24 protein-coding genes and 1 other RNA gene are annotated in these 25,122 nt (G+C 72.1%); 13 read left to right on the top strand and 12 right to left on the bottom strand.

Going from position 1 to position 25,122, the window contains the following annotated elements; genetic code table 11:
- Window positions 1–83 precede the first annotated feature (83 nt).
- On the top strand, window positions 84–1,631 hold the full coding sequence (locus tag RCR19_RS26130) for a DHA2 family efflux MFS transporter permease subunit (protein ID WP_331267336.1): 1,548 nt from the start codon (window positions 84–86) through the stop codon (window positions 1,629–1,631).
- 111 nt (window positions 1,632–1,742) lie between these two features.
- Here the strand turns inward: RCR19_RS26130 and RCR19_RS26135 are convergent, their stop codons facing one another.
- Together RCR19_RS26135 and RCR19_RS26140 are read right to left on the bottom strand one after the other, a co-directional pair.
- Window positions 1,743–1,913: a hypothetical protein gene (locus RCR19_RS26135; RefSeq protein ID WP_331267337.1), complete on the bottom strand. Its 171-nt coding sequence runs from the start codon at window positions 1,911–1,913 to the stop codon at window positions 1,743–1,745.
- A gap of 47 nt (window positions 1,914–1,960) precedes the next feature.
- Entirely contained in the window at window positions 1,961–3,238 is a 1,278-nt protein-coding gene (locus tag RCR19_RS26140; protein WP_331267338.1) for a hypothetical protein, read from the bottom strand.
- 263 nt (window positions 3,239–3,501) lie between these two features.
- Between RCR19_RS26140 and RCR19_RS26145 the strand changes: the two genes are divergently transcribed.
- From RCR19_RS26145 to RCR19_RS26155, 3 genes are read left to right on the top strand one after another with little or no spacing between them, the layout of a single operon-like run.
- A complete protein-coding gene (locus tag RCR19_RS26145; RefSeq protein ID WP_331267339.1) occupies window positions 3,502–4,401 on the top strand; it encodes a Nif3-like dinuclear metal center hexameric protein in 900 nt (299 codons plus the stop codon).
- Entirely contained in the window at window positions 4,398–5,141 is a 744-nt protein-coding gene (locus RCR19_RS26150; RefSeq protein ID WP_220296577.1) for a C4-type zinc ribbon domain-containing protein, read from the top strand. The genes RCR19_RS26145 and RCR19_RS26150 overlap by 4 nt, the downstream gene beginning before the upstream one ends.
- Window positions 5,142–5,153: 12 nt before the next feature.
- The gene (locus RCR19_RS26155; protein WP_331267340.1) at window positions 5,154–6,386 is read left to right on the top strand and encodes a bifunctional RNase H/acid phosphatase; all 1,233 of its coding nucleotides are present in this window, start codon (window positions 5,154–5,156) and stop codon (window positions 6,384–6,386) included.
- Here RCR19_RS26155 and eda read toward each other — a convergent pair.
- The 4 genes from eda to RCR19_RS26175 form a co-directional block, all read right to left on the bottom strand.
- Window positions 6,361–7,035: a bifunctional 4-hydroxy-2-oxoglutarate aldolase/2-dehydro-3-deoxy-phosphogluconate aldolase gene (eda, locus tag RCR19_RS26160; RefSeq protein ID WP_331267341.1), complete on the bottom strand. Its 675-nt coding sequence runs from the start codon at window positions 7,033–7,035 to the stop codon at window positions 6,361–6,363. The two genes, RCR19_RS26155 and eda, sit on opposite strands and share 26 nt — an antisense overlap.
- A 72-nt stretch (window positions 7,036–7,107) precedes the next feature.
- Window positions 7,108–7,905: a peroxide stress protein YaaA gene (gene yaaA / locus RCR19_RS26165; protein WP_331267342.1), complete on the bottom strand. Its 798-nt coding sequence runs from the start codon at window positions 7,903–7,905 to the stop codon at window positions 7,108–7,110.
- A 75-nt stretch (window positions 7,906–7,980) separates the two neighbouring features.
- Window positions 7,981–8,550 (bottom strand): hypothetical protein, encoded by a 570-nt coding sequence (locus tag RCR19_RS26170; RefSeq protein ID WP_331267343.1) that lies wholly within the window; start codon window positions 8,548–8,550, stop codon window positions 7,981–7,983.
- Window positions 8,547–9,293, bottom strand: a complete 747-nt coding sequence (locus tag RCR19_RS26175) for a MerR family transcriptional regulator (protein WP_331269561.1) — start codon at window positions 9,291–9,293, stop codon at window positions 8,547–8,549. The genes RCR19_RS26170 and RCR19_RS26175 overlap by 4 nt, the downstream gene beginning before the upstream one ends.
- Window positions 9,294–9,468: 175 nt before the next feature.
- On the opposite strand from RCR19_RS26175, the gene RCR19_RS26180 reads away from it, so the two are divergent.
- The 6 genes from RCR19_RS26180 (at window position 9,469) to RCR19_RS26205 (ending at window position 17,032) form a co-directional block, all read left to right on the top strand.
- Window positions 9,469–10,047 (top strand): Uma2 family endonuclease, encoded by a 579-nt coding sequence (locus RCR19_RS26180; RefSeq protein ID WP_331267344.1) that lies wholly within the window; start codon window positions 9,469–9,471, stop codon window positions 10,045–10,047.
- A 60-nt stretch (window positions 10,048–10,107) separates the two neighbouring features.
- A complete protein-coding gene (locus tag RCR19_RS26185; protein ID WP_331267345.1) occupies window positions 10,108–10,965 on the top strand; it encodes an AraC family transcriptional regulator in 858 nt (285 codons plus the stop codon).
- 923 nt (window positions 10,966–11,888) lie between these two features.
- Window positions 11,889–12,303, top strand: an RNA gene (gene rnpB / locus RCR19_RS26190) — RNase P RNA component class A.
- 367 nt (window positions 12,304–12,670) lie between these two features.
- Window positions 12,671–13,642, top strand: a complete 972-nt coding sequence (locus RCR19_RS26195; protein WP_331267346.1) for an alpha/beta hydrolase — start codon at window positions 12,671–12,673, stop codon at window positions 13,640–13,642.
- Window positions 13,643–13,839: 197 nt separating this feature from the next.
- On the top strand, window positions 13,840–14,565 hold the full coding sequence (locus RCR19_RS26200) for an alpha/beta hydrolase (RefSeq protein WP_331267347.1): 726 nt from the start codon (window positions 13,840–13,842) through the stop codon (window positions 14,563–14,565).
- Window positions 14,566–14,677: 112 nt separating this feature from the next.
- Window positions 14,678–17,032 carry a helix-turn-helix domain-containing protein gene (locus tag RCR19_RS26205; protein ID WP_331267348.1) on the top strand — a complete coding sequence of 785 codons (2,355 nt, stop codon included), beginning with the start codon at window positions 14,678–14,680 and terminating at the stop codon, window positions 17,030–17,032.
- Window positions 17,033–17,087: 55 nt separating this feature from the next.
- On the opposite strand, the gene RCR19_RS26210 is transcribed toward RCR19_RS26205, so the two are convergent.
- The 4 genes from RCR19_RS26210 to RCR19_RS26225 all read right to left on the bottom strand — a co-directional run bounded on the left by RCR19_RS26210 (window position 17,088) and on the right by RCR19_RS26225 (window position 19,773).
- Window positions 17,088–18,068, bottom strand: a complete 981-nt coding sequence (locus RCR19_RS26210) for a helix-turn-helix domain-containing protein (RefSeq protein WP_331267349.1) — start codon at window positions 18,066–18,068, stop codon at window positions 17,088–17,090.
- Window positions 18,069–18,228: 160 nt separating this feature from the next.
- The gene (locus RCR19_RS26215; protein ID WP_331267350.1) at window positions 18,229–18,750 is read right to left on the bottom strand and encodes a hypothetical protein; all 522 of its coding nucleotides are present in this window, start codon (window positions 18,748–18,750) and stop codon (window positions 18,229–18,231) included.
- Between the two features lie 106 nt (window positions 18,751–18,856).
- On the bottom strand, window positions 18,857–19,198 hold the full coding sequence (locus RCR19_RS26220; protein WP_331267351.1) for a MazG-like family protein: 342 nt from the start codon (window positions 19,196–19,198) through the stop codon (window positions 18,857–18,859).
- 23 nt (window positions 19,199–19,221) lie between these two features.
- A complete protein-coding gene (locus tag RCR19_RS26225) occupies window positions 19,222–19,773 on the bottom strand; it encodes a DoxX family membrane protein (RefSeq protein WP_331267352.1) in 552 nt (183 codons plus the stop codon).
- A 173-nt stretch (window positions 19,774–19,946) separates the two neighbouring features.
- Between RCR19_RS26225 and RCR19_RS26230 the strand changes: the two genes are divergently transcribed.
- From RCR19_RS26230 to RCR19_RS26240, 3 genes are all read left to right on the top strand, one after another.
- Window positions 19,947–20,273, top strand: a complete 327-nt coding sequence (locus RCR19_RS26230; protein WP_331267353.1) for a nuclear transport factor 2 family protein — start codon at window positions 19,947–19,949, stop codon at window positions 20,271–20,273.
- Window positions 20,274–20,327: 54 nt separating this feature from the next.
- Window positions 20,328–21,323 carry an aldo/keto reductase gene (locus tag RCR19_RS26235; RefSeq protein ID WP_331267354.1) on the top strand — a complete coding sequence of 332 codons (996 nt, stop codon included), beginning with the start codon at window positions 20,328–20,330 and terminating at the stop codon, window positions 21,321–21,323.
- A gap of 446 nt (window positions 21,324–21,769) precedes the next feature.
- Window positions 21,770–22,939 carry a D-alanyl-D-alanine carboxypeptidase gene (locus RCR19_RS26240; protein ID WP_331267355.1) on the top strand — a complete coding sequence of 390 codons (1,170 nt, stop codon included), beginning with the start codon at window positions 21,770–21,772 and terminating at the stop codon, window positions 22,937–22,939.
- Window positions 22,940–23,175: 236 nt separating this feature from the next.
- On the opposite strand, the gene RCR19_RS26245 is transcribed toward RCR19_RS26240, so the two are convergent.
- Both RCR19_RS26245 and RCR19_RS26250 read right to left on the bottom strand, forming a co-directional pair.
- The gene (locus tag RCR19_RS26245) at window positions 23,176–23,946 is read right to left on the bottom strand and encodes an SDR family oxidoreductase (RefSeq protein WP_331269562.1); all 771 of its coding nucleotides are present in this window, start codon (window positions 23,944–23,946) and stop codon (window positions 23,176–23,178) included.
- 104 nt (window positions 23,947–24,050) lie between these two features.
- Complete coding sequence (locus tag RCR19_RS26250; RefSeq protein ID WP_331267356.1) at window positions 24,051–25,082, bottom strand: Gfo/Idh/MocA family oxidoreductase; 1,032 nt, start codon at window positions 25,080–25,082, stop codon at window positions 24,051–24,053.
- Window positions 25,083–25,122: the final 40 nt, after the last annotated feature.

The raw sequence follows: 25,122 nt of genomic DNA on the forward strand, positions 1-25,122 counted from the left end.
TCGCGGGCCCGGCGCCCCCCAACCGGCCGTAGCCCGCCGCGTGCCACCGATACCGGGGCACCACTCCATGGCACCTTCGGACCATGACCACGTCGCAGACGCAGAGAGCCGCTCCCCGAGTCCGGGCACCGTGGAGTGCGCTCGCCGCCCTCATGGTCGGCTTCTTCCTGCTCATGCTCGACACCACCGTCGTGGTCGTGGCGATGCCTAAGCTCTCCGCCGATCTCCATACGGACATCAGCACGACGGTCTGGGTGACCAGTTCCTATCTGCTGGCGTACTCGGTGCCGCTGCTGCTCGCCGGCCGCCTCGGGGACCGGTTCGGCGCCAAGCGGATCTACCTGATCGGGATGGCGGTGTTCACCGCCGCCTCGCTGCTGTGCGGGCTCGCGACCGGCATCGGTCAGCTGATCGCCTTCCGGGCCCTGCAGGGCCTGGGCGCCGCGGGCATGTCCCCCCAGTCCATGGCGATCATCAGCAAGACCTTCCCCAAGGAGGTCCGCGGGCGCGCCATGTCGTACTGGGGTCTGGTCTCCGGCGGTGCCGTTCTGGTCGGACCGGTCTGCGGCGGTCTGCTCGTCGACTCGCTGGGCTGGCGGTCGATCTTCCTGATCAATGTGCCGATCGGGATCGTCGGACTCCTGGTGGCGCGGCGCTTCGTGCCCGCCCTGTCCGGCGATCCGCACCGCTTCGACATCGTCGGTGTGCTGATCAGCGGCCTGTCCCTGTTCTGTCTCGTCTACGGCCTGGAGAACGGCAGCGGTTACGACTGGTCGGAGATCACCGACGACCTCGTCGTCCTCGGCCACCACACCGGGATCTCCGTCGGCGTCCCCGAGATCCTCCTCCTCGGAGTCGTGTTCGGGGCCGGCTTCGTCGCGTGGGAACGCGTGAACAAGAGCGAGCCGCTGGTGCCGATGGGCATCTTCCGGGTCAGGACGTTCGCGGCCGCCAATCTGGCGATCGTGGCCGCGGGCTTCGCCACGGTCCCCGCGAGTTTCCCCGGGACCCTCTACTTCCAGGCGGGCCGGGGCATGACGCCGGCCGAGGCGGCGCTGATGATGCTGCCGTCGGCGCTGGTCTCGGTGCCGCTCGCGCCCTGGATCGGCAGGCTCGTCGACAAGGTCGGGCCCAAGTGGCCGGCGTTCACCGGGCTCGCCCTGTTCAGCTCCGCGCTCTTCGTCCGGCACTTCCTGATGACACCGGACATGTCCCTGGCCGTGCTGCTCGTGCACGCCGCCTGGATGGGCGCGTCGAGCTCGCTGATGATGAGCCCGCTGGCCGTCGCCGCGATGCAGGGGCTGCCGCCCACCTACATCGGCGCCGGTTCGGGTGTGTTCAACGCCTCGCGGCAGATCGGGGCCACACTCGGCGCCGCGGTCATCGCGACCGTCATGACCGCCCAGTTCAAGACCCAGATCGCGGCGCACGCGGCGGGTCTCGGCGCGAGCCGGAGAAAGGCCGTCGAGAGCATCGACTTCCAGCGGCTGGAATCCGGCCGCGGTGTGCAGGACTCCGTCCGCACCGTCGTCTCGGCCGTCATGGCCAACGCCCTGCTGTGGCCGGCGGCGGCGATGGCGATCGGGGCGGCCATGGTGCTGCTCGTGCGCAGTCCCGCGCCCAAGGAGTGACGGGTCGCGGGACGACCGGTACGGGGAGCGGCGCGGGTCGGGCGCCGACGTCATGGCGAGACCCCCGCCCAGGACGGACCGGACGGGGGCCTCAGCGGAATCGATGCGCCCTCAGCGGGAGGCCGACCCCTGATCGGCCGTCATGCCGCGGTCCGAGGCACGGTGACGCCCGCTGGGGTTCGCGTCGGTGTCCTCGGCGGAGACCGGTCCGCGGTGCCGACCGTGCCCCGGGATCTCCTGGGCCGCGTCAGACATGGGCGTGCTGCTGCTGGTGTCGCTCATCTGAACTCTTCACCCCGTCAATATGTCTTTCGTACAGCCGGGCGAGTTTAACGGGCGGCGACGACGGCCGTACCGGGGACCGGTGGCGTGGCACCGCGGCCCTCCGCGTTCCCCGCCGCTCCGTTTCCACTCCCCACCGGCGTCTGCTTCTTGCGGACCCATACGAGGGGCGTCCGCTCGGTCCGGCCGCCGCGTGGCGCGAGCGCCTGCTGCAAGGGCACCGGTCGCGACGTGCGTCCCACCGCGGGTTTCGGCACCGGCCATCGGCCCGGGTGCTCGGGCTGCGGCGCGGGTGCCGCGGCGGGGGGTACGACCCGGGCCACCGCACAGCGCACCGTCCGGGTCGCATACGGCAGCCGCAGCACCCCGTCCCGGGTCCACAGGCCCGTGCCCTTCAACCAGCCCTCGGGGGCCGCGAGATGGTGGACACGGCGGTCCGCCGGGCGCCACACCCCGATCCAGCTGCCCGCCGCCCCGTCGATCCTGAGCGCCACCGCACAGCTCTCCGGCATCAACGCCTGTCCCGGCTGGATGGCGAACGGGGCCGCCGGGCCGTCCAGCCGCAGACACTCGGGGAAACGCACCGGCAGTGTGCTCCCCAACACCCCCCAGCCGAGCCGGTCCTGACCCGGCGACGGGGCGTCGGAGCGGATCAGCAGCAGTCCGCTGTCCGGATCCGCGAGCAGCAGCCGGTCATGGCTTGCGTCCGCGATCTGCAGCAGCGGCGAGACCTCCCCGCCCCGTGCCAGATCCACCACCACCGTCTTGGTGGGCCCCCCGTCGGGCGGCGTCCGGTCCAGGGCCAGCATCCGCCCCGCACGGTCCAGCCACACCCCGCCCGAGCAGCGGCCCGGCAGCTGAGCCAGCCGCTCGGGCACACCCGGTCCCCCCGCCACCTGCCACACCGCCGTGGATCCCCCGTCCACGGCCAGCGCGAACGCGCGGTCCCCCGTCGGCGCGGGGGGCAGCAGCCGCAGCCGGGCGTCCTCCGCGGGGCATTCCACCGAGCCCAGCGGCAACTCCCCGGTCCCCGGCCCGGTCGGATAGAGCAGCGAGAACGTGTGCCGCCCCGCCGCGACGCGGTGGATCAGCACCCGGCCGTCGGTCAGGGGCTGCACTTCGGTGCCGGGCTCCTCCGGCTGGTTGCCGGGCAGTGGTACGGCGTACGGTTCGGGGCCGTCCAGGGTCCAGCGTTCCGGGTACAAGGACCCGTCGTCCAGGGCCAGACGCGCCGCGTAGGACCCGTCTGCGGTCGTCACACATCCGGGCCGGGGCGCCCACTCGTTCCCCTCCGCCGCGGCGGTCGTGAAGGCACGGTCCGTCATGGTTCGGTCACCTCCGGCGACGAAGCTAGTTTTCGTACGCACGGGCGTGACTTCGTGGGACGGCTGCTTCACACATAAGGGTGTTCGTCGCGCCGTTCTCCTGAGGAAACGGGGGCGGGTGTGCTGCACGAGGGGGCGCACGGCCCCTCCGCACGCGACCTCCGCACCCTCGGGGGTGGTCCGCGCGGCGCCCGCGCCGAGCCCGTCGGCCCGAACGACCCACGACCGGTCGGGGAAGGAGCCGGGGCAGGTAGCCTTTCCCCGTGCCCCGTCTGTCTGAAGTCATCGCCGCCCTGGAGACCCTGTGGCCCGCCGAGCGGGCCGAGTCCTGGGACGCGGTCGGCACGGTCGTCGGCGACCCCGACCAGGAGGTCACCCGGGTCCTCTTCGCCGTCGATCCCGTCCAGGAGATCGTCGACGAGGCGGTGAAGCTCGGCGCCGACCTGCTGGTCACCCACCACCCGCTCTATCTGCGGGGGACGACGACGGTGGCGGCCTCCACCTTCAAGGGCCGCGTCGTGCACACCCTCATCAAGAACGACATCGCGCTGCATGTCGCCCACACCAACGCCGACCGCGCCGACCCCGGCGTCAGCGACGCCCTCGCCGGCGCGCTCGACCTTCGGGTCGTGCGCCCCCTGGTACCGGACACGACCGACCCGAAGGGCCGCCGGGGTCTCGGCCGCGTCTGCGAGCTGGACCACCCGATGACCGTCCGCGCGCTGGCCGCCCGGGCCGCCGAGCGGCTGCCCGCCACCGTGCAGGGCATCCGCGTCGCCGGCGACCCCGAGGCGCCGGTCCGCACGATCGCCGTCAGCGGCGGCTCCGGCGACAGCCTCTTCGACGAGGTACGCGCGGCCGGGGTGGACGCCTTCCTCACCGCGGACCTGCGTCACCACCCGGCGTCCGAGTTCGCGGCGGCCAGCACCCGCAGTCCCCTCGCGCTACTCGACGCGGCGCACTGGGCCACGGAGTGGCCCTGGTGCCAGCTGGCCGCCACCCAGCTCGACGAGATCTCCGACCGGCACGGGTGGGGCCTGCGCGTCCACGTCTCGCCGACGGTCACCGACCCCTGGACCGCCCACGCGGCGTCCGCCACCGTCCAGCCAGAGAGCGCCTCGCGCGCCCCCTCCGACTCGCACACCCCTGGAGCCCCCAACTGAACGCCGCGCCCGCCGACCAGATCCGACTCCTCGACGTCCAGGCTCTGGACGTACGACTGCAGCAGCTCGGGCACAAGCGCAGGTCGCTGCCCGAGCACGCCGAGATCGAGTCCCTGACCAAGGACCTCACCCAGCTGCGCGACCTGCTGGTGGCGGCGCAGACCGAGGAGAGCGACTGCGCCCGCGAGCAGACCAAGGCCGAGCAGGACGTGGACCAGGTGCGGCAGCGCGCCGTCCGCGACCAGCAGCGCCTCGACTCCGGTGCGGTCACCTCCCCGAAGGACCTGGAGAACCTCCAGCACGAGATCGCCTCGCTCGCCAAGCGCCAGGGCGACCTGGAGGACGTCGTGCTGGAGGTGATGGAGCGCCGCGAGTCCGCGCAGGAGCGGGTCGCCGAGCTGACCGAGCGGGTCGGATCGGTGCAGTCGAAGATCGACGACGCCTCGGCGCGCCGGGACGCGGCGTACGAGGAGATCGACGGCGAGTCCGCGTCGGTGACCAAGGAGCGCGAGGTCGTCGCGGGCTCGGTGCCCGCGGACCTGCTGAAGCTGTACAACAAGCTGCGCGAGCAGCAGGGCGGCATCGGTGCGGCCAAGCTGTACCAGCGCACCTGCCAGGGCTGCCGCCAGGAACTGGCGATCACCGAGCTGAGCGAGATCCGTGCGGCGGCGCCCGACACGGTCGTGCGCTGCGAGAACTGCCGCCGCATCCTGGTGCGCACCTCCGAGTCCGGCCTGTAAAAGGCGTACGGAGTGCGGGAGTTCATCGTCGAGGCCGACGGCGGGTCGCGGGGCAACCCGGGGCCCGCCGGCTACGGCAGCGTCGTGCGTGACGCGGCGACGGGCGAGACGCTGGTGGAGCGGGCCGAGTTCATCGGGACCGCCACCAACAACGTCGCCGAGTACCGTGGACTGCTCGCCGGGCTGAGCGCGGCCCGCGAGCTCGACCCGGCGGCGAGGGTGCACGTCCGGATGGACTCCAAGCTGGTCGTGGAGCAGATGTCCGGCCGGTGGAAGATCCGGCACCCGGACATGCGGCCACTGGCGATGCGGGCCGCCGCCGTCCTCCCGGCCGGGCAGGTCACGTACGAGTGGATCCCGCGCGAGCGGAACAAGCACGCGGACCGGCTCGCCAACGAGGCGATGGACGCGGGGAGCCGGGGCGAGCGATGGGACGCGTCCCGGTCCGCCGCCGAGCCGGACGCCCGTGGTGCGACGCTGCACGAACCGCCCGGCCCCGCGGGCGACGAGCCGGCGGTCGCGGTCGCCTCGCCGTCCGACGGCGCGCGGCCGGGCTCGGCGGCGCGTGCGGGCGCCGATGCGCGCGCCGCCCGCAATGTCGCCGCCGCCCCGCCCGACCTGGGTGCCCCCACCACCTTCGTGCTGCTGCGCCACGGCGAGACCCCGCTCACCCCGCTCAAGCGGTTCTCCGGCAGCGGCGGCGACGACCCGGCCCTGTCCGACGTCGGCCGGCGCCAGGCCGAGCTCGTCGCCGCCGCGCTCGCCGCGCGGGGGACCGTCCAGGCCGTGGTCTCCTCGCCCCTCGCGCGCTGCCGCGAGACCGCCGGGACCGTCGCCGCCCGCCTCGGCCTCGAGGTGAGCGTGGACGAAGGGCTGCGCGAGACCGACTTCGGTGCCTGGGAGGGACTGACGTTCGGCGAAGTGCGCGAGAAGTACCCCGACGACATGAACGCCTGGCTCACCGACCCGGAGGCCGCACCCAGTGGCGGTGGCGAGAGCTTCGCGGCAGTCGCCCGGCGGGTCGCCGCCACCCGGGACGCGTTGCTGGCCGCCCACCCGGGCCGTACGGTCCTGCTGGTCTCGCACGTCACGCCGGTCAAGACCCTCGTCCGGCTCGCGCTCGGGGCGCCCCCCGAGGCGCTGTTCCGGATGGAGCTTTCCGCGGCGTCGCTGTCCGCGGTGGCCTACTTCGCGGACGGCAACGCGAGCCTCCGCCTCCTCAACGAGACGTCCCACCTGCGCTGAACGGGCGGCGCAGGCCCGCCGCCTCGCGTGCCAGCCGCTCGACCCGGGCCCAGTCCTTCGCCTCGATCGCGTCCTGGGGCAGCATCCAGGTCCCTCCCACGCAGCCGACGTTGGGCAGCGCCAGGTACTCCGGGGCGTTCGCCGGGCCGATACCGCCGGTCGGGCAGAAGCGTGCCTGCGGGAGCGGTCCGGCCAGCGACTTGAGGTAGGCCGTGCCGCCGGCCGCCTGCGCCGGGAAGAACTTCATCTCCCGCACGCCCCGTTCGAGGAGCGCCACGACCTCCGACGTCGTCGACACCCCGGGCAGGAACGGCACCCCGGACGCCTGCATCGCCGCCAGCAGCGAGTCCGTCCACCCGGGACTGACCAGGAAACGGGCCCCCGCCGCCACCGAGTCCGACACCTGCGCCGGTGTGATGACCGTGCCCGCCCCGACCACCGCGTCCGCGACCTCGGCGGCGATCGCCCGGATCGCGTCGAGTCCGGCCGGGGTGCGCAGCGTCACCTCGATCGCGGGCAGCCCGCCGGCCACCAGCGCCCGTGCCAGGGGCACGGCGTCGGCGGCGTCCGCGACGACGACCACGGGGACGACGGGCGCGAGGTCCAGGACCGGGACGGCGGACGGCGACGGCGGCAGCGGTGAGGTCATGGGCTCATCCTGCCCAGGGAAAGCACTCTGCGCAAAGGTCGTTGCGCATGCTGCAATGCTGGGGTGCCCAGATCAGTGGATCTCCGTCACCACCACGTCCAGCGACCACGGCCTGCCGGAGGCGGGGGCCTCGGCCTCCACCACATGGCCCAGGTCCCGCAGCGCCTCCACCAGCTGCGCGGGGTTCCTGGGAGCGGCCCCGGCCGTGAGCAGAGCCCGGACGATGCGCCCCTTCGTCGCCTTGTTGAAGTGGCTGACGACCGAGCGCTTCTCCACCCCGTCCACGATCCGGGAGTGCAGCACCCTGACGGTCGCCGTCCGCCCGGCCACCTCGTCCTTCGGCTTCCACGCCGCGGCGTAGGCGGAGGACCGCAGGTCCAGCACCAGTCCACCGCCGGCCGCCTCGGGCAGCACCGAGGCAAGGGGTGCGCGCCAGTGCGCTCCGAGCGCTCCGAGCCCGGGCAGTCTCACGCCCATCGAGCAGCGGTAGGAAGGGATGCGGTCGGTCACCCGGACCGCGCCCCAGAGCCCGGAGAAGACGAGCAGGGACCGGGCCGCGCGCCGCTTGGCGGCCGGGTCCAGCGAGGCGAGATCCAGGGCGTCGTACAGGACACCGGTGTAGATCTCCCCGGCGGGCCGCGCCCCGGCGGACCGCAGCCCGGCGTTCTTGGCCGCCTCGCCGCGCAGGCCCTCGCTCAGCCCCAGTACCTCGCGCGCCTTCTCCTCATCGCCCGCGCACAGCTCCACGAGCTCACCGAGGACGGCCTCCCGCGCGGCCGTCAGACCGGGCAGCGACAGCGACTCGAGGTTCAGCGGGGCACCGCGACCGGAGGACGCCTTGCCTTCCGAGGGCGGCAGCAGCACCAGCACACATACTCCTTCTGTAGCGCTCCGCGACAGCGTACGGCGTGGGCGTGTCCACGGACGGCCCCCACCCCCCGGGGCCTACCGCGCCCGTGCGAGCGCCTGGACGACACGGCCGGCGTCGTCGGCGTGGAAGCGGACGACGCGGACCGCCCGCCGACGGCCGAAGAAGGTGACGTGGGCGACGGGCTCGGCGAGTTCCAGTGTGACGGTGGTCTGCGAGCCCACCGGGAGGTTCAGCTCCCCGTCGGCTCGCTCGTGCACGGTACGCAGCTCGCGGCGCACGGACGCGATCCGGTCCAGCGGTATGCGCAGATCGACGTGGGCGGCGTGGCGGATACGAAGCCCGCCGGGGTCAAGGACGTGCGGACGGACCACGTAGGCCGCGTACAGGCCGACGACGAGCACCACGGTGTAGACGTCCAGCAGCGGCACCACCCGGTGCACCAACGGCCAGTCGCGCAGCAGCACGGACATGGTGAACGTCTCCACCACGCACACGAACGCGAACCCGGCCATGACCGGCCCCTGTCCCCGCGCGTACCCGAAGGCCCGGCCGCCGCGCGTCCCGTGGGTGCGGCGCGCGGCCCAGAGCGCGAGGCTCGCAAGGAGCCGCAGCTCGTGCCGCACCAGGACGTACGCCGTTCTCATCGCCGTCCCCGCGCGTGTGTCCGCAGGGCGCGGCGGACCGCCTCCGCCTGGGCCGGTGCGAGGTCAGCGTAGAGCGCCCTGATGAAGCCCTGGCCCTCGTCGACACCTTCGTCGGGTACGAGGCCGTCCGGCAGGCAGGCGACGAGCGCCCGGGCGGCGTCGTCGACCCGCGGATCGTCCCGGTCCGCGTCGACGAGCGCGTCGAGCAGCGCGTACACCTCCCGCGCCCGCTCCACGGCACCCGGTTCCCCGAACGCGCCTGCCAGCACGGCCGCCAGCCGTTCCCGTTCCTCCGGCGCGGCCGCGGTCTCGATCAGCGCCAGTACCTCGCGGTCCTTGGTGGCCATCGGGGACTCGAGGAAGGCCTCCATACCGGCGAACAGCCGGGCGAGCTCGGGGGAGACGGGGCCCTCGGCGGGACGGCCCTGCTCGAGCAGCGCGCTCAGCCTGCCCCGGCGCTCACGGATCGCCGCCTCCTGCCGGGCCAGATCCTCGTCCAGCTCCGCGAGGACCTCGGCGAGGTCGCGGCCCTCGTCGTCCGCGAGCACGTCCCGTACCTCCGAGAGACCGAGCCCCAGCTCGGTCAGCCGGCGGATCCGGGCCAGCACGACGGCGTGCCGCAGGCCGTAGTCGCGGTACCCGTTGGGCAGCCGCTCGGGCTCAGGCAGCAGCCCGAGGTGGTGATAGTGCCGCACGGTCCGCGTGGTGACGCCCACGGCCCCGGCGAGTTCTCCGATGCGGATACGACCAGTACAAACGCTGACGTTGCGGCAAGGTCAAGCGAGCGGATCGCCACGTCCGCACATCCCTGACGACGGCCGCGACGGTGTGCCACGATCGAGGGAACGGTTTCCGATCCCACGGACAGGTGATCTTCCGATGCCCCAGTCTGGCGAGCGACCGAAGGAGGGGCGTGACATGACTGCCATGGCCCATGAGCCGCTCACCGAGTCAGAGGTCCTGCTGGAGGGCTTTCTCGCCCTCGACACCCCGGAGGGTTTCAGGGCCGAGCTGATCGAGGGGGAGATCGTTGTGACACCGCCGCCGGACGGGGATCACGAGGACTGCATCGGCCTGATCGTGAGTCAGGTCATCAGGCGGTCCCGGACCGACATGCAGTTCTCCGGGAACAAGGGCCTGACGTTGCAGAGCGCAGGCGGCTGCCCCAAGAACCACGTCATCCCCGACGGCACGTTCGCCCCGACAGAACGGCGGCTCTACCGAGGCGCCGAACCCTGGATGCCCTGCGAGGGGGTCGCCATGGTGCTGGAGGTGACGTCCACCAGGCCGAAGGCGGACCGCGAGACCAAGCGCCGCTGCTACGCCCGCGGCGGCATCCCCCTCTACCTGCTGCTGGACCGCGAAGCCTCCTCGATCACGCTGTTCAGCGACCCCGAGAAGGACGACTACCGCCAGCACTGCACGTTCCCCTTCGGCAAGCCGCTCGCCCTCCCCGAGCCGTTCGGCTTCGAACTGGACACGACCGACTTCCTCTGAGTTCCCCGGCGGTATGAAAACGGGGTCCGGACGCGTTGCACCCCGCAAAGGGGGTGCAAGGTGAGCGGACGTGAACAGGCGCTGTGGACCCGGGCGCGCCTCGGCCGGGGCGGGCCTCCGCTCGACCTGCTCACCGCCCGCTTCGACCAGCACCGCTACGCCCCGCACGCGCACGACGAGTTCACCATCGGCGTCTGCGTCGGCGGGTTCGAGGTCATCGACTACCGCGGCGGCCACATACGGACCGGGCCGGGCACCATCGTCGTCCTCGACCCCGGCGAGATGCACACCGGCGCACCCGCCACCGCCACCGACGGCTACGCCTACCGCGCCCTGTACGCGGAGCCCTCGCTGCTCTCCGACGGCATCCTGGGCGGTCTCCCGCACTTTCGCGAACCACTCATCGACGACCCCGAACTGGTGGCCGCCGTACGCGTCGCGCACACCGAACTGAGCGCCTGCCCGGACCCGTTGGAGGCCGAGTCCCGGCTCCCGTGGCTGCTCACCGCGCTCGCCCGGCGCCACTCCACGGCCCGCCCCGTCCCCGACTCGATCCCCGGCGCCGCGGACCTCGCCCGCGCCGTACGCGACCGCCTCGCCGACGAACTGCTCGCCCCGCCCTCCCTCGCCGACCTCGCCACCGAACTAGGCCTGTCGCGCTACCAGTTGCTGCGTGCCTTCCGTACGGCGATGGGGATACCGCCCTACGCCTGGCTCGCCCAGTACCGGGTGACGCGGGCCCGCGGACTGCTGGAGGCAGGACTGCGCCCCGCCGAGGTCGCCCCGCTCGTGGGCTTCGCCGACCAGGCGCATCTGACCCGCTGGTTCCGTCGAGTGCTGGGGGTGACCCCGGCTGCGTACCGTGCGGGCGTGGCCGCGAGCGCGCACCGCAACAGCGTTCAAGACGGCGGCCGCTGACCCGGCCGACACTCGCCGTATGACTGCACGCGGCTGGTTCCTGTTCTCCCTCATGGGAGTGATCTGGGGCATCCCCTATCTGATGATCAAGGTGGCGGTGGACGCCGTGTCCCCGTCCATGGTGGTGTTCACGCGCTGTGCGCTGGGCGCCGCGCTTCTGCTCCCCTTCGCCCTGCGCCAGGGCGGCCTGACCCGGACCGTCCGGACGCACTGGCGCCCCATGCTGGCCTTCGCGTGCATCGAGATCATGGGCCCCTGGTTCACGCTCACCGACGCCGAGCGTCATCTGTCCAGCTCCACGGCGGGTCTGCTGATAGCGGGCGTGCCGATCGCCGGAGTGGTGCTGGCCCGCTTCTTCGGCGGCGCCGAGCACCTGGGCGCGCGACGGGTGGCCGGGCTGGCCCTCGGACTGGGCGGTGTCGCGGTCCTCACCGTCCCGCACCTGACCGGCGGCGACGCACGGTCGCTCGGTGAGGTGCTGCTGACCGTCCTCGGCTATGCGACCGCGCCGCTGATCGCCGCCCGTCATCTCAGGGATGTCCCCTCGCTCCAGCTCACCGCGCCCTGCCTGGCCCTGTCGGCACTGGTCTACGCCCCGGCGGCCGCCGCGACGTGGCCCACCGCCGTACCGTCCGGGCAGGTCCTCGCCGCCCTGGCCGGTCTCGGTGTGATCTGCACGGCCGTGGCCTTCGTGGCGTTCCTCGAGCTGATCAAGGAGGCGGGCCCGACCCGGGCGACGGTCATCACCTATGTGAACCCGGCGATCGCGGTGGCGGCGGGCGCGCTCTTCCTGGACGAGCGCCTCACGGCCGGGACCCTGGCGGCCTTCACCCTGATCCTGGCCGGCTCGGTGCTTGCGACGGCGTCCCCGGTCGGCGGGCGGAGGCGCGGCGGACGCCCGGTACCATGGTCCCTACGGCAGACGAGCCGGGCGGGCGGCCGCGTGGAGGTCCTGGTGGATCTCCCCGAGGAACGTCCGGGCTCCACAGGGCAGGGTGGTGGCTAACGGCCACCCGGGGTGACCCGCGGGACAGTGCCACAGAAAGCAGACCGCCGGGGACCGTATGCGTACGGCCCCCGGTAAGGGTGAAACGGTGGTGTAAGAGACCACCAGTGCCCAGGGTGACCTGGGCAGCTCGGTAAACCCCACCCGGAGCAAGGTCAAAAGGGGCCGCTGTGAAAGGCGCGCCCTGCGCGGACGTTCGAGGGCTGCCCGCCCGAGTCCGCGGGTGGACCGCACGAGGCCGGCGGCAACGCCGGCCCTAGATGGATGGCCGTCGCCCCGGGGCCCGCGAGGACCCCGGGGAACAGAACCCGGCGTACAGCCCGACTCGTCTGCCGCTTCCTGAGCTGCGGGATCGCTGTACGCATCCCGACCGGGGCAGCCGCCTCATATGCGTCCGGACGTCGCCACGAACACGATGGCGGCAGGAACCGTTCCTCCCCGTACCGCCGCCGGCCCCACCCGAACGTGCCCTTGTGAAGGGCCGTCACTTCTCCGGAGGTTGCTCGGGCGACCTTCCGGAGCGGCGGCGGATGTTTGATCAGCAGCGGGAAAGCACACCGTCCTCGAGCCGGTTTTCGAGGTTTGTCCGGGTTCATCGGCAGTGCACTGTGGGGGCAGAAAGGGTGCACTCTCAGACGCGAGAGGGGGTTGCCCGGTGCTTAGCGTGGTCGCAAACGCATCCCGTACGAGGAGAAGAAGATGCAGGAGTCGATTGCCCCCGTCGAGCCCGTCCTGGAGCCTGCCGCAGCCGCGTTCGCGCAGGCGACGGCGAAGCCCCCGTTCTTGTTCGACCTGAGTCCCGCCGAGGGCCGCAAGGCTGTCGACGAGGTGCAGTCCGGTGAGATCGCCAAGCCGGAGATCGACGAGGAGTGGGTCACCGTCAGCGGCGGCCCGACCGGTAGCGTCCGGGCGCGGATCGTCAGGCCGGCCGGGGCCACCGGTACCTTGCCGGTGATCATCTACATACATGGCGCGGGGTGGGTGTTCGGCAACGCGCACACGCACGACCGCCTGGTGCGCGAACTGGCCGTGGGGGCGAACGCCGCGGTGGTCTTCCCCGAGTACGACCTGTCGCCCGAGGCCCGCTACCCGGTCGCGATCGAGCAGAACTACACGGTCGCCCGCTGGGTCGTCGCCGATGGCGCGAGCAAGGGCCTGGACACTGCCCGGATCGCGGTGGCCGGTGACTCGGTCGGCGGCAACATGGCTGCGGTGCTGACGCTGATGGCCAAGGAGCGGGGTGATGTCCGGCTCGTGCAGCAGGTGCTGTTCTACCCGGTCACCGACGCGAGCTTCGACACGGGCTCCTACCACCAGTTCGCGGAGGGCTACTTCCTGCGCCGTGACGGCATGCAGTGGTTCTGGGACCAGTACACCACCGACGAGGGCCGGCGCGCCGAGATCACCGCGTCCCCGCTGCGCGCCACCATCGAGCAGTTGAGTGGTCTTCCGGCCGCCCTGGTCATCACCGGTGAGGCCGACGTGCTGCGTGACGAGGGGGAGGCCTATGCCAACAAGCTGCGCGCCGCCGGTGTTCCGGTGACCGCGGTGCGCTACCAGGGCATCATCCACGACTTCGTCATGCTGAACGCTCTGCGCGAGACCTACGCCGCCCAGGCGGCCATCACCCTGGCCATCGACACTTTGCGGACCGCCCTCCACCCCGCCTGATCCTCTTCGGGGCGCGGACCTGTCGCCGGCAGGTCCGCGCCCCGTCCTCGTCTCCGCGGCCGGCCCCGTGTCGCGGTGCAGCGGCACTGGGGGCCCAGAACGCCGGACGCTCGCCCGCCCTGCCCGCGTCTCCTGACGCGCGGCGGCCGCGGTGCAGCCCCTGAAACTCTCCGTATATCAAGCAAGGATGATCCCTGATGACCGCATCCACGTCTCCGACCGTGGTCCTCGTCCATGGCGCCTTCGCCGATGCTTCCAGCTTTTCGCGCGTGATCCCCGAACTCCTCGCCGACGGCCTGAAGGTGGTGGCCCCGGCGGTTCCCAACCGCAGCCTGATCGGTGACGCCGCTTATGTCGCTTCCGTGGTCCGGCAGATCCCGGGCCCGGTCGTACTGGTCGGCCACTCCTACGGCGGGGCCGTCATCACGGTCGCCGGTGCCGAGGAGAACGTAGCGGCCCTGGTGTACCTGGCCGGCTACGCACTGGAGGAGGGCGAGAGCCTGGGCGAGCTGCAGGGTGGCTTCCCCGACTCCGACCTTGCTGCCGCGCTGGTCTACACACCTTTCCCGATCGAGGGCGCCGCCGAACCCGGCACGGACGTGTCGGTCGACGTCGAGAAGTTTCCCGCGATCTTCGCCGCCGATGTCGACAAGGACGTCGCCGCGGTCCTGGCGGTGTCCCAGCGTCCACTGGCCGCGCAGGCTTTCGCCGAGGCGGCTCCCGCGGCGGCCTGGAAGACCAAGCCGTCCTGGGGCCTGGTGTCCTCCTCCGACCGCACCATCAACCCCGACGTCGAGCGCTTCGGCTACCGGCGCGCCGGGATGACCACCGTCGAGGTGGACTCCTCCCATCTGGTCATGCTCGCCCACCCCGAGCGGGTCGCGGACCTGATCCGCGAGGCCGTCCAGGCTGTCCGAAGCTGATCCGGCGGGCACGGCCCACGCCGCCGCCCGGCCGGGCGGCGGCGTGGGCCGGCAGCGTGTGGCACACGTCTCAGCAGGCAGGAGCGCTGCTGGACGGCAGTACCTTGGTGGCGTGAGTACGACGGGCGGTGGCACTGATGGAGGCGGAACGCAGTTCGGGCGCCTGCTGCGGGAGCTACGGCACAGCAGACGCCTGACGATCGAGGAACTCGCGGAATCGTCCGGCATCTCCGGCCGAGCCATCGGCGACATGGAGCGCGGGCGGAGCCTTCGTCCACATCGCGGCACGGTCACCGCTCTCGGCCAGGGGCTGCAATTGGACGACGCCGGTCATGCCGAACTGCTGGCGGCTGCCCGCGCCGCCCGCCCGGGTCCGAGTCCCGCCGTCCCGGCCGCCGTGTCGCCCTACGCGCTGCCGCGAGGGGCCCGGGACTTCGTCGGCCGACATCGGGAACTGGCACATCTGCGTACCGTGGTGGCGCTGGCCGCCGCGAACGGGGGAGCGGCGGAGCGGGCGACGCATCCCCTCGCACCGCCGGTGGTGGTGGTCTGCGGTGCGCCCGGCAGCGGCAAGACCACCCTGGCGATCCGGCTGGCCGAGGAGTCCGCGAGCGTGTTCCCCGACGGCGCGTTCCTGCTGGACATGCAGGGGCTGGACGACCAGCCGCTGTCCGCCGAACAGGCCGTGGTGCGGCTGCTGGACGCCTGGGGGGTCGACGACGCCGACCTGGCGCCCCACAGCGCCGAGGAGTGCCTCGCGCGCTACCAGACGATCACATCCCGGCTGCGCGCGGTCCTGGTCCTGGACAATGCCGGCAGCGAGGCGCAGATCCGACCCCTTCTGCCCCGCGAGGGACGTCTCCTCGTCGTGGTGACCAGCCGCCGCACTCTCGCCGGCTTGGAGGGAGTGCAGCGCGCGGAGCTCGGGGCACTGGACGACAAGGAGTCCGTCTCGCTGCTTCGCGCCGTGGTGGGCGCCGCCCGCGTGGACGCGGAACCGGAAGCGGCACGCTCGGTGACCGAGCTGTGCGGGCATCTTCCCCTGGCCCTCCGGGTGGCCGCCAACTGGGTCGCGACCCGCACCAACTGGAGCCTGCAGCGTCTGGCCGACCGGCTGGCCGACGAGGACCGCAGGCTGGATGCGCTCAGCGCGGGCGACCTGCGTGTCAATGCCGCCTTCTCGCTGTCCTATTCGCGACTCGATCCTCTCGCCGCCCGGATGTTCCGGCTGCTGTCCCTGGTACCGGGCCGGGATTTCGGTGTGCCGCTGGCGGCCGTTGTCGCGGGCGTGCCCCTGCCCGACGCCGAAGACCAGCTGGAGGAGTTGCTGGAGGCAGGTCTTCTCATGACCTCCCCCGGTGACCGCTACCGCTTCCACGACCTGCTGCGCCTGTATGCCGCGGCCCGGCACCGGGCCGAGGACGGCACGACATCGGCGGCTACCCAATCCCGCCTGCGCTCGTGGCTGCTGGACACCGCCGTCGTCGCGGGACGCTGGTACGAGCCGGGCTTCGGCACACCTCCCCCGGACCCCGGCCGACTGGTCGCCCTGGACGACCGTGATCAGGCGCTGCGGTGGATCAAGGCGGAGAAGGACAACTGGCTGTCCGCCTTCCGGGAAGCCGCCGAGAACGGCGAGCACGCCAGGGTCACCGAGGTCGCGGAAGCGATGCACTGGTTCTCCGACAACTGGGTGTCCTGGGGCAACTGGACGGAGATCTACCGGCGTTCCGCCGAGGCCGCGGCGGCCCTGGCCGACCTCGCGCTCGAAGCGACCCACCGCAACTACCTGGCATGGGCCCACTGGGCGTGCGACCACAACCACGCCGCGGCCGTCGACGCGGCCACCCGCGCGCTCGGCCTGGCCACGGCCGCTGCGGATGTGGTCCAGGAGGCATGGGCCCATGTCTATCTCAGCTGGCTGCGGAGCGCCGTCGACGATCTCGCGTCCGCCGCCGACCATGTGTCCCTGGCCATGGAACTGTTCGACCGGGCCGATGACATCAACGGATACCTCACCGCGGCCAACGTGACCATCAGAGTGCTGGAGAAGGCGGGCCGGACGAGGGAAGCCCTGAAGACCTACCAGGAGGTCATGGACGCTCTCGCCTCCCCCGGCAACCGCGACCGGATCTCGCCGAGCGTGCGGGACGTGACCACGCTGGTCGCCACCCACAGCGTGGCATTCATCCATTTCAACCGGGGACGCTGGGATGCGGCGGTGGAGGCTCTGCGTTCCATCCGCGGGCAGTTCGAGGCCCGAGGTCTGTACGAGCAGGCCGGCAGGGTCCACCTGATGCTGGCGCATGCGCTCGCCCACCTCGGCAAGGACTCCGAGGCGGCTGCCGAGTACCGAGCGGTGCTGGCCCTCCAGGACCGCATCCCTGCGGCCGTCCTGGAGGAGGCCCGCACGAGTCTCACCGGCGTTGTCGCAGGGCGGCCGAATCCCCCGACCCGGTTCGGCTGAAGGGTGTCCCGCACTTCACCGGCCGACGGGGAATGAAGCGCCACTGCCCTTCCTTTCAACCCTTCGTCCCGGTGGCCCCTTCGGTGCCCAGACCATGAGCCTGCCATTCGCGGGGCGTCATGCCGTATGCCGCCCGGAAGACCCGGCCGAAATGGCTGGGACTGACAAAACCCCATCGCCGCGCCACGGCCGCAACCCCGAGATCCCTGCCTTTCGACCGCAGAAGATCCCGCCGGCACCGCTCCAGGCGTCGTGCCTGGATCCACCTGCCCACCGTTTCGCCCTCGAGCTGGAAGAGCTTGTGCACGTAACGGACCGACATGAAATTCGCCGCGGCGATCGTGGCCGGTGACAGACCCGGGTCCGGCAGGTTCCGGATGATGTGGTCCTTCACTCGCACCGCGGCTGCCGCAGCCGTTTCGGCGGCCTGCGGTGTGAAGCGGCCGCGCCGCTCGTCGATCAGCAGGGCCAGCAGATCAAGACCGGTCGTGGCGAACTGCCGGCCCACGGCGTCGCCGAAGCCCCTGGCCTCCTGCGCCATGCGCGCGAAGTACGCCGCCACCACGGCAGCGCTGCCGGTCCGGCCGGTGAAGGTCGTCGCGGTCAGTGCCCGCAGGTCCTCCTCCCGCACCTGGAGCTCTTCACGAGGGAAGTGGAAGGAGGTGAAACTGAATTCTCCCCCGAGCTTCTTCCGGAACGGACGAGAGGAATCGGAAATGGAGAACTCGCCGGGATTGATGACGGATTCCCGGCCGTCTTGCTCTTTTATCGCAGTGCCGCTGTGCTGAAGCGAGAGGATGAGGAATTCCTGGTCATCACGGGCGATCAAACGCCTGCTGCGCGTCACTGTCTGCGGTCCGGCACGGACAAGGGAGACCTGGACAAGACCGAGCTGTTCGCTGGAAATCACTCCGGGCGACGGTTCCGTCTCGAGGAGCCGGACATCGAGAGGTACGAAGGTACGCGACACCACTTCATGCCATCGCTCCGACCGATCGGAAGCGGACAGCGGAGCGGTGGACAGAGCAATGGGCAACAGACGTCCTTCAGGAACAGCGTGGTCGACCGGCCGAGGGGCTACGTGCCGGCCACAACCCATGAGACCGCTCCCGCGCCGGGCAGTCCAGGAAGAATCGGAGGAAGAATTACCCGAGGGCCCCGTCCCGGCCGCACCGCCGACGGCCCGCACCGCCCCCTCACATCACCTCCAGCGCCCGCCGCCCCCGCTCGACGAAGTTCCGCAGTGCCTGCCAGAACGGTGCGTAGGCCGAGTCGAAGCGGTCCGGGGCCGTGGGGTCGCCGTCGAGTATCGCCTCGACGGCACGATAGGCGGGGGTGGTGGTGCGGCGCAGTGCGTCGGCCGCTTCGGCGACCTCGGGCGGGCCCTCCAGCGACACGATCCAGGTGCAGTGGCGCAGCCCGCTGTACTCGTCCCGCAGGCGGTCCCTCAACCGGTCGAGTTCCGGGAGGCGTCGGATGACGTCGTCCGCGCACAGGTCGGACACCTTCCAGTACAGGTCGCCCATCCGCTGCGCCCGCTCCATGAGGTCCGCGTAGGCGGTGCGGCGGGAGTCGCGCAGTCGCTCCGCCCGTTGCGCCCGTGTCGTCGTGTCCGCCTGGATGCGTGCCGCCCGCGCCGTCCCGCGGCTGGTCACCCAGCTCGCCAGCACGGCCGTACCCGCGGTCAGCGAGGCGATCCAGAACGCGCTGTCGGCCATGCCCTCCCCCTGTCCGGACCGTGGCCCGGGATCCACCGTCCCCCGTAGATCATGCCGCCCCACCGCCCGCGGCGCGGGAGTTCGGGTACGCGGCGCCGTGCCCGGCTCACGAGGTGCCGGAGCCGAGCGAGCGTCGGGCGACCCGCTCCAGATGGGCCGTGAACACCTCGCGCGCGTCCGGGGTCAGGGTGCGCAGGGCCACCAGAGCCGTGATCACCACATCGCACAGCTCGGCCTGGACGTCGTCCCAGCTGTGCGTCGTGCCCTTGCGGGGGTTCTGGCCGGTCGCGCCGATCACCGCCTGGGCGACCTCGCCGACCTCCTCCGACAGTTTCAGCACGCGCAGCAGCAGACCGTCGGCACCGTCGTGCGTCCGGTTCGCCTCCAGCCATGCGTACAGCCGGTCGACCGGCTCCCAGAGGTCCGCCGGGGTGTCGCGTTCACTCATGCCCGCAGACTGCCATGCGGCGGCTACTCCTCGAACAACGCCTCCTGCTCGCCGTCGCCGTCCGACCTCCGCCGCAGTCGCCGTTGCCGTGCCCCGATCACCACCGCCGCGGCGGCTCCCGCCACCGCGAACGCCGCCGGGACCATCCAGTCGCGGTTCACGGCGTTGCCGCACAGCGCGTCCAGGGAGAGCCGGCCTGGGCCCGCGACCGACAGGCCCGTCGCCGCGAGGCCGAGGGACAGCGGGTGTTCGTAGCCCCCGTTCTGGCTGAAGAACCCGTTCGGGACGTGGACGGCCACCGCCCCGGCCATGCCGGCGGCCACCGCGGCGCCCGCCGCCGGAGTCGCGAGGCCGAGCGCCAGCAGTGTGCCGCCGCCCGCCTCCGCCAACCCGGAGGCCAGCGCGCTCGCCTTGCCCGGGCGGTAGTCCAGGGAGTCCATGAACTGCGCGGCCCCGTCCAGTCCGGGTCCGCCGAACCACCCGAACAGCTTCTGGGTCCCGTGCGCCGCCAGTACCCCGCCGGTCCCCAGCCGGAGCAACAGCAGTCCCACGTCACGTCGGTCGATACAGGTCACGATCACTCTCCGGGCAGTCGGCAGGAACGGGTCCCCTCCGCCCCTCAACCGTCCCATCCGTCCCGCGCGACCGGCCTGTCCACGGAGCCGTTCGGGTGGCGCGCACCGGGCACGGAAGGCGGGGTCCGGAACTCGGGTGGCGGGCGCCCGGTACCGATGTGACCCTGGCAGCCATGACGATTCAGACAGCCAAACTCAGCGACCCCGCGGTCCGGGCCTTCGTGGCGGCCCTCAACTCCCATGACCGCGAGGCCTTCATGTCTCTCCTCGCGCCGGACGCCACCATGTCCGACGACGGCTCCGACCGGGACCTCGCCGACTGGATCGACCAGGAGATCTTCTTTACCCACGGGCACATGGACGTCGACAACGAGTCCAACGGCGGGCGCTCGCTCCTCGCCCGCTACAGCAACGACACCTGGGGCGAGATGCGCACCCGGTGGAGCTTCACCGTGGACGGCGACGGCAGGATCTCCCGTTTCGAGACCGGGCAGGCCTGAGCACCGGCAGGGCTCTTGCCTTGGAGCGCGCTCCAACTCCTAGCGTCTTGGCCCATGGAGACCATCGAGCACACCAGGACGTTGGGACGCAGCGCGATCGAGGTCAGTGCCCTCGGCTTCGGCTGCTGGGCCATCGGCGGTGAGTGGAGCACCACGGACGGACAGCCGCTCGGCTGGGGCAAGGTCGACGACGAGGAGTCCGTACGGGCCGTCCGCCGGGCCCTCGACCTCGGCGTCACCTTCTTCGACACGGCCGACGCCTACGGGACCGGGCACAGCGAGCGCGTGCTGGCGCGCGCCCTGGGCAAGCGGCGGGCGGACGTCGTGCTCGCCACCAAGTGGGGCAACGTCATCGACGAGGAACGCAGGCTGCTCCTCGGCAGCGACGACTCCCCGGCGTATGCCCGGCGTGCGCTGACTGCCTCACTGCGCCGCCTCGACACCGACCACATCGACCTCTACCAACTGCACCTGTCCGACGCCGAGCCCGAGCGTGCCGCCGAACTCCGCGAGATCTGCGAGGAGTTCGTGCGCGAGGGGCTCATTCGTGCCTACGCCTGGAGCACCGACGACCCCGCGCGGGCCGCCGTGTTCGCCGAGGGTCGGCACTGCGCGGCCGTACAGCACCGGCTCAACGTCGTTCAGGACGCCCCCGAACTCCTGGCGCTGTGCGAGGAGTCGAACCTCGCGAGCATCAACCGGAGCCCTCTCGCCATGGGCCTGCTGACGGGCCGGCACACCGGCGGCCAGTCGCTCGCGTCCGGTGACATCCGCACCTCCCCGCCCGCGTGGCTGTCCGGCTTCTCCCGGGGCGGAGGCGCCGACACCGACTGGCTGCGCCAGGTGGAGGCGCTCAGGGACGTCCTCACCAGCGACGGCCGTACGCCTGCCCAGGGGGCCCTCGCCTGGATCTGGGCCCGCAGTCCGCGCACCGTGCCGATCCCGGGCTTCCGCTCGGTCGCCCAGGCGGAGGAGAACGCCGGCGCGATCGCGAAGGGGCCGCTCACCTCCCGGCAACTGGCCGAGGTCGACCGGATTCTCGGGCGGTGAGCGGCACCCCGGACGCCGCGGGCGCGGGTCAGGACCGCAGGCCGCGTCCCTGACCGCGGTACCGCCGGCCGTACGGCACACGCGGAAAGCGGCCGCCGTACGGCACCGGGTCCTGTGGTCCCTACCGCGGGGCGCCCCGCTGCGGGACGGGGGGCGCCCCGCCCTGCTCGGCGAGCTCGGACCGGACGGACCGGACCGGCGAGAGGAAAGCGCGGACCGGGAGACTGCGTCCGGGGCGCGTCTGCGTGCGGCGGAGCGGTCCGGGCCGGCAGTACCACGTGCAGGGAAACCCCCTGCTGAGTGGGCTGCCGGCTGGAGCAGCCCGCTCGCGAGCGCCCCCTTCGCCCCCCTTTCACCACGGCGGTGACCAGGCCATGACCGGGCCTTTGCCGCGCTTTTGTGACCCCGCCGCCCGTTGCCGGGGGATGCCTTTGTACGGTCCCCGAATGCGTGATTTCTCTCCGCCTTCGCCGCGTGCCGCCCGGATGTCCCGTCGCGCCGTTCTCGGGCTGACCGCCGCCGCGCCGTTGGCCCTGGCGGCGCCCGCGTCCGCGCTCACCACCGTCGGCGGTGAGCGGCTCGGCCGTTCGGGCGTCCAGGTCCGGCAGCCCGCCGGCCTGCCGAAGAAACTCACCGCACGCTCCTGGATCGTCGCCGACCACCGCACCGGTGAGGTGCTCGCCGCGTACAACGCGCACCGCCGGCTCGCGCCCGCCTCCACGCTGAAGATGCTCTTCGCGGACACCGTGCTGACGAAGTTCGAGCCGACGCGGCGGTACAAGGTGACGGACGCCGATGTCGCGGACGTTCCGGCGGGCTCCAGCCTGGTCGGCGTCAAGCCGGGGATCACGTACACCGTCGAGCAGTTGTGGCTCGGTGTCTTCCTCCGCTCGGGCAACGACGCGGTCCACGTGCTCAGCCACATGAACGGCGGGATCGCGAAGACCGTGGCGGAGATGCAGGCGAGGGCCGAGGATCTCCAGGCCCTGGACACCCATGTGGTCAGCCCCGACGGGTTCGACCACAAGGGGCAGCTCTCCTCCGCCTACGACCTCACGCTGTTCGCCCACCACGGTCTGCAGAACGCCGCGTTCCGCGGCTACTGCGCGACGAGGACCGCAGACTTCCCCGCGGGCGGCAGGAAGACCTTCCAGATCCAGAACACCGACCGGCTGCTGACCGGGGCATGGGGACTCGGCACCTACAAGGGCATCATCGGGGTGAAGAACGGCTACACCAGCAACGCGGGCAACACCTTCACCGGCGCCGCCACCCGCGGCGGCCGCACGCTCCTCGCGACCGTGATGCACCCGGAGCCCGGCGGCAACGGCGTCTACGAGGAGACCGCCGCCCTGCTCGACTGGGGCTTCGCGCACGCCGGTGCCGCCGGGTCGGTGGGCGCGCTGGTCACCCCGCTCAGCGCCGGCGGGGCGAAGGCGTCGCCCTCGCCGACGGCCACCGCGGCGGTGTCCCCCGCGAAGGCGGCCGGTGCGGGGGGCGGCTCGTCGTGGGGGCTGGTCAGCGGGGCCGGGGGAGCGATGGCGCTGCTGGCCGGTGGGGCGTACACGCTGCGCAGGCGGCGGGCGACGAACGACCAGGGCCGGCACCGCGGTTGATCTGTGGGCAGCCGCTCCGTGATCCGGCGCGTACCTCGCGGTCCCACGCGAGGTCCACCCCCTGCCGAACCACGGAACGGCTGCCGCCTCCCCCTTGGTGTGGCCTGCGGAGCCTCAGTGCTCCAAGTGTGAAGCTCTGATGGAGGGACCATGAGCATAAGCTCCCCACGTGCGAAACGGCACTGAGGTTCACATTCCGTTTGTGCAGGTTGAGCGGGTGACCACACCGGTTCGTGTCAGCCGCGGCCCACGTACGGCATGGTCGTCGCCAGCACCGTCGCGAACTGCACGTTCGCCTCCAGCGGCAGGTCGGCCATGTGCCGCACGGTACGCGCCACATCGGACACGTCCATCACGGGCTCGACCGCGAGCTCCCCGTTCGCCTGGGGCACCCCGTTCCGCATGCCCGCGGTCATGTCGGTCGCCGCGTTGCCGATGTCGATCTGGCCGACCGCGATGCGGTACGGACGCCCGTCCAGGGACAGCGACTTGGTCAGGCCGGTCAGCGCATGCTTGGTGGCCGTGTACGCCACCGAGCGCGGCCGGGGCGTATGCGCCGAGATCGAGCCGTTGTTGATGATCCGCCCGCCCTGCGGGTCCTGCTCCTTCATCTGCCGGTAGGCCGCCTGCGCGCACAGGAAGGCGCCGTTGAGGTTGGTGTCCACCACATGCCGCCACGCCTCGTACGGCAGCTCCTCCACCGGCACCCCGCCCGGCCCGAACGTGCCCGCGTTGTTGAAGAGCAGGTCGAGCCGCCCGAACCGGTCGCGCACGGCCGTGAACAGGGCCTCCACATCACCGGGTTCGCGGACGTCGGTGCGGACGGCGAGGCAGCGCCCTTCGGGCACGAGCGCGGCGGTCTCCTCCAGGGTCCCGGTGCGCCGTCCGGCGAGCACCACCGACCATCCCGCGCGCACCAACTCCACCGCGACCGCACGCCCGATCCCCGAGCCGGCCCCGGTCACCACCGCGATCCTCGCCCGCCGGGCGGATTCCATGGCATCCATGGGGTTGCAGCGTACGAGGAGAATCCGCCATACGGAATCCGTCATCCGCCATACGGTTGTCGTCCGTGTGACCGTCCGCGTGCCCGGAGACCGCGGACGGTGACTCACACCGAGGCGAGCCGGGGTGCCGCGTCCTCGCCGGGGTAGCGGACGCCGATCCGCTCCCGTATGGCGTCGAGTGTGCGCATCACGGCGAGGCTTCCCTCCAGCGGCACCAGCGGGGACTCGGTCTCGCCGGCCCGCAGCGCCCGCATGACCTCGGCCGCCTCGTGCTTGAGGCTGTTGCGCGGCCCGTCGGCCGGATCGGCGCGGAACTCCTCGGGGTCCTGTCCGTCGCGATGGAGCACAAAGCGGTCCGGGTAGAAGAAGCCCTGGGGAACCTCGATACGCCCCAGGGAGCCGGTGACCGCCGCGGTGACGGGGGTGCCGCCGTGGAGGGAGCAGTGCACCGAGGCGAGGGCACCGCTCTCCCACGAGAGCAGCGCCCCGGTCTGCAGATCGACGCCCTCCTCGGAGAGCACCGCCCGTGCGGCGATGTCCGAGGGCTCCCCGAGCAGCAGGTGCGCGAACGACACCGGGTACACGCCCAGGTCGAGCAGCGCCCCACCACCGAGCGCAGGGTCCCGCAGCCGGTGCGAGGGAGGAAAGGGACCGGCGAGCCCGAAGTCCGCCTGGATGCTGCGCACCTCACCGATCGCCCCGTCGTCGACGAGCGCCTTCAGTCGCCTCACCAGCGGATTGCAGTACATCCACATGGCTTCCATCAGGAAGGCGCCGCGCTCCTGTGCCAGCGAGACCAGCTCTTCGGCCTCCCGCGTGTTGAGCGTGAACGCCTTCTCGCACAGCACGTTGCGCCCGGCCTCCAGGCACATCCCGGCCGCCACCCGGTGCGCCGAGTGCGGGGTGGCGACGTACACCACGTCGACGTCCGCGTCCTCGGCGAGAGCGTCCCATCGCCCGTAGGCCCGGGGTATCCCGAACCGCTCCGCGAACGCCCCGGCCGTCTCCTCGGTCCGCGAGGCGACCGCCACGATCTCCGCGTCCGGCAGGTCGACCAGATCGGCCGCGAACGCCGCGGCGATGCCCCCGGTCGCCAGGATCCCCCACCGCACCCGTCCGTCCGCCGTCCCCACCATGTCCGCCCCTCGGTTCACCGCGCCGGCCGGCCCGTACGAG

Origin of the sequence: Streptomyces sp. WAC07094 (assembly GCF_036320405.1) — a bacterium.
Taxonomy (GTDB): Bacteria; Actinomycetota; Actinomycetes; order Streptomycetales; family Streptomycetaceae; genus Streptomyces; species Streptomyces lannensis.